Origin of the sequence: Aquabacterium sp. (assembly GCF_014378415.1) — a bacterium.
Lineage (GTDB): Bacteria > Pseudomonadota > Gammaproteobacteria > Burkholderiales > Burkholderiaceae_C > Aquabacterium.
Map to the genome: position 1 here is coordinate 1 of NZ_JACMNS010000084.1, position 4,046 is coordinate 4,046.

The 4,046-nt window shown below is 63.3% G+C and carries 4 protein-coding genes and 1 pseudogene; 4 read left to right on the forward strand and 1 reads right to left on the reverse strand.

The features are described 5' to 3' along the window. A pseudogene (locus H7225_RS07685) lies at positions 1–1,030 on the reverse strand (hypothetical protein); the annotation flags it as partial. 142 nt (positions 1,031–1,172) lie between these two features. On the opposite strand from H7225_RS07685, the gene H7225_RS07690 reads away from it, so the two are divergent. The 4 genes from H7225_RS07690 to H7225_RS07705 all read left to right on the forward strand — a co-directional run. Then, positions 1,173–2,180: a PhoH family protein gene (locus H7225_RS07690; RefSeq protein WP_290660483.1), complete on the forward strand. Its 1,008-nt coding sequence runs from the start codon at positions 1,173–1,175 to the stop codon at positions 2,178–2,180. Continuing rightward, positions 2,177–2,632 carry an rRNA maturation RNase YbeY gene (ybeY, locus tag H7225_RS07695; protein WP_290660485.1) on the forward strand — a complete coding sequence of 152 codons (456 nt, stop codon included), beginning with the start codon at positions 2,177–2,179 and terminating at the stop codon, positions 2,630–2,632. Before H7225_RS07690 ends, ybeY begins: the two co-directional genes overlap by 4 nt. 201 nt (positions 2,633–2,833) lie before the next feature. Beyond that, entirely contained in the window at positions 2,834–3,676 is an 843-nt protein-coding gene (locus H7225_RS07700; RefSeq protein WP_290660487.1) for a hypothetical protein, read from the forward strand. A 50-nt stretch (positions 3,677–3,726) separates the two neighbouring features. Then, positions 3,727–4,046: hypothetical protein (locus H7225_RS07705; RefSeq protein WP_290660489.1), on the forward strand; the 320-nt coding region annotated here is incomplete at its 3' end.

Here is a 4,046-nt window from a genome sequence, read left to right on the forward strand (position 1 = left end):
ACAACAGGCACTGCGCCCACAGCACAGCGTTGACCTGGCGCGTCAGGTGGCGCGCCTTGCGGTTGCGCACGCCATGGCCTGAATAGCCCAGCAAAAATTTGATGGCAAACGCGGTCATGGGCGCGAACATCATCGCGATCAGGACCTCGGTAGAGGCGTTGGACACGGGCAGCTCGTTGATCCACCAGCGCCCCGTCATCAGCGACCAGCCGATGGTCAGCAAACCAAAATGCGTCAGGTAACTGAGCTGGCGCACCCACGCCAGGCCCAAGGCAAACAAGCCCAGCACCACCAAAATGCCTGCGATGACCTGGGACACCGTGTTGGACCAGAAGTCGTGGTCCTGGTGCATGCGCTGCATGTCCTGCAAAGGGCCCACGCGCACCTCGTCCAGGCCACCGGCGCGTTGCCGGGCGGTGACGCGATCAATCGGGTAGCCGGTCACCTTCAGGTCCAACTGATTGGCCCCGGTGCGCAGCAGGAACGACGGCAAGGGCACCACATGAGACTGATCGCAATTGCGCGCCACCGGCTCGACCATGCGGCCGCCCCGGTACAGCAACTGGCCATTGAGGTGAACCTCGACGTTGGAGCAGGCCCGCTCGATGTAGGCGGCCAGCAGCTTGTCGGTGCTGGGCTGGATGGGCGTGTCGAAATGAACGCGGTACCAGATGCTGCCTTCGTAAGCGGGGTGCGAGCGCGACCATTCATCGGGCAAACCGACAGACTGGCCCACCTGGTCGACGGGATAGTGCGCCGACGAGCTGGCCACGGCCCAGGCATCGCGGAACAGCAAAGTGGTGGCCCCGCCATCGGCCAGGGTGGGCTTGCTCAGGCGGATGGCCTCTTGGTTGAGCACCACCAGGCCCCAACCCACCACCCAGGCCAGTGCCAGGCCCAGGGTCAACAGCAGCCACTGCCCGGCCCGGCTGACCGGGATCACGGTGCCAGACGGCGTCTCAAGCGCGGCTTGGGCCGACGCGTCTGAGCGCGGCCGATTCAACAGGTTTTGCCACCAGCGTTGCAACATGAATAACGTCAATTCCACGGCCAAAACTGCGCACCATGCGCAATGTCGGGCCCATTCTGCAAGATTCGTCACACTTTAATGCCCGGGTCAAGCGACAATTTGCGGGCTTTTTGTTCACCAACGTGTTCACCCTGGGCCATCCATGACCTTGCGTCACCGTTTCATCCCGCTCGATAACTCCCGGCTGGCCCACTTGTGCGGCCCCTTTGACGAACACCTGCGCACCATCGAGGCCGCCCTGGGCGTGACCCTGGCCCGGCGCGGCGACCAGTTCCGCATCGATGGCGCCAAAGGCCTGCCCGAACAGGCCCTGGCCTTGCTGGAGACCCTGTACGCCAAATCGGCCCGGCAGATCAGCTCCGAACAGGTGCAACTGGCGCTGGCCTCGCTGCTGGCCCAGCGCCAGAAGCCCACGCGAAGCAAGCGCGGCGCCAAAACCGCGGACCAGCCCGGCCCGGACGATGAGCCGGACGAAGGCCCGATGCTCAGCACCCGCCGCAGCGACCTGCAGGGCCGCACCACCAACCAGGTCGAGTACCTGCGCCAGATCCTGGCCCACGACCTGACCTTTGGCATTGGCCCGGCCGGCACCGGCAAGACTTTTTTGGCCGTGGCCTGCGCGGTCGATGCGCTGGAGCGCAGCATGGTGCAGCGCATCGTGCTGACCCGCCCGGCGGTCGAGGCCGGCGAGCGCCTGGGCTTCCTGCCCGGCGACCTGTCGCAAAAGGTTGACCCCTATTTGCGCCCCTTGTATGACGCGCTGTATGACCTGATGGGCTTTGACCGCGTCACCAAGGCCTTTGAAAAAGGCCTGATCGAAGTGGCCCCGCTGGCCTTCATGCGCGGGCGCACGCTCAGCCACGCCTTCGTCATCCTCGATGAGGCGCAGAACACCACACCCGAGCAGATGAAGATGTTTTTGACGCGCATCGGCTTTGGCACCAAGGCCGTGGTCACCGGCGACGTCAGCCAGATCGACCTGCCCAAGGGCGCTCGCAGCGGCCTGATCGAGGGCGAACGCATCCTGCGCAAGGTCACCGGCATCGCCTTCACCCGCTTCACCCCGCACGACATCGTGCGCCACCCGCTGGTCGGCCGCATCGTGCAGGCCTACGACCGCGATTTGCTGAACGACACCCCCACCGCATGAGCACTGCCAAACCGCACCTGAGCCTGAGCCTTCAATTCGCCGACAAAACCCACCGCGAGCACCTGCCCCGCCACAAGGTGGCCCGTTGGATCAAAGCCGCGCTGGCGGTGGATGGCCTGGACGGCGAGATCACCGTGCGCATCGTGGGCGAAGACGAAGGCCGCGCCCTGAACCGCGACTTCCGCCAGAAGGACTACGCCACCAATGTGCTGACTTTTGATTACGCGCAAGAGCCCGTGGTCACCGCCGACCTGGTGATCTGCGCCCCGGTGATCGAGCGCGAAGCGCAAGAGCAAGGCAAGTCGATCGACGCCCACTACGCCCACATGCTGGTGCACGGCGCCTTGCACGCCCAGGGCTTTGACCACCAGGTGGACGACGAAGCCCTGGCCATGGAAGCGCAAGAGCGCGTGATCCTGGCCAGCCTGGGCTTTGCCGATCCTTACGCCTGACCAAGCCCCTTGTAGCAAACAAACAAACGTTTGAATACCTTCAATCGGGGCGGGCAAAAAGCGTGAAATCGCCGATGCGTGCATTACTGCACGGCAGCGCGCACGCTCACTTGGGGGGGTGTTGGGGACCACCCCCTGAACGGGTTAGAGGCCGGTGCGCAGAATCGAGACATCGACCAAGCCAACCCCTTGAGGTCCCTGATGTCCACCCCCTCCAAAGCCAAGATCTACACCCGGTACCAAGCCTTGAACAACATCACTGTTCAAGACATTCGGAACATGTTCAAGGTGTTTTGCCGCTACTACGACAACGTCGCGCTGGACCAGTTCGTGACCGACCTGGGCAAGAAAACCGGCGCCTTCATCGTGCGCCGCCAGCGTGACGATGCCATCGTCGGCTTCTCAACCTTCGGCGTGTACCGCATGCAGGTCGATGGGCGCGAAATCAAGGGCGTGTTCAGCGGCGACACGGTGCTGGAGAAAGAACACTGGGGCAACCGCGCCATCAACGCCGCTTTTGTGAAGCGCGTGCTGTGGGAAGCCATCAAGAACCCGCTGACCCCGCAGTACTGGTTTTTGATCTCGAAGGGCTACAAAACCTTCTTGCTCTTGAGCCGCAACTTCCCCGAGTACTACCCGCACCCCACGCAGAAGAACGAGCACCTGCAGCACATCGCCGAGACCTATTGCGAAACGCTCTTCCCCGGCAAGCTGGACAAAGAATCCATGGTGCTGGACTTTGGTGACGGCTACAACTGCCTGAAAGGCGACGTGACCCCCATCACCCGTGAACTGCGTCAGCAGGCCGACATCGCCTTCTTTGAGAAGTGCAACCCGAGCTGGGAGCGCGGCACCGAGTTGCCTTGCGTGGGCCGGGCCGACTTGAAGGCCTTCTTCCAGGTGATCATTCCGCAGTTGTGGAAGGTGCTGGTCAAGCCCTCACGCGCCCGGCCCGAAACCGTGCGCCAGCGCGCTGGTGCAGCTTGGGCGGATTCGAGCTTTGGCAAGGCCGTGGCGCGGCACAAGGATGCTTTGTGGGGTTGAACACCTTACCGTAGACTGGCTCCTCACCAGACGTGAACAGGAGCCCACCCATGCGAACACATCAAGATCTTGATGATCGCAGCCTTGCCTTGCACCGCTTGATCGCCGACAAGATAAGGCGAGACCCCGCCTTGTTCGACAAAGCACGGGCCACGCTGGCGCATTGGCGGCAACGGGTCAGCATCAGGACGCAGCCCTGCCTGGCCGAATGGGCCGCCCTCATGGACCAGGGGATGGACGCCTGCCTGGCCATGGCCGTTGAAGACTCCGAACACGCCACCGCGCTGCGCCAGTCTTCACCGTTTTCAGGCCTGTTGAGCAACCAGGACCGCTTTGCCTTCTTGAAGGCCTGGCCAAGCAAGGGCATCGA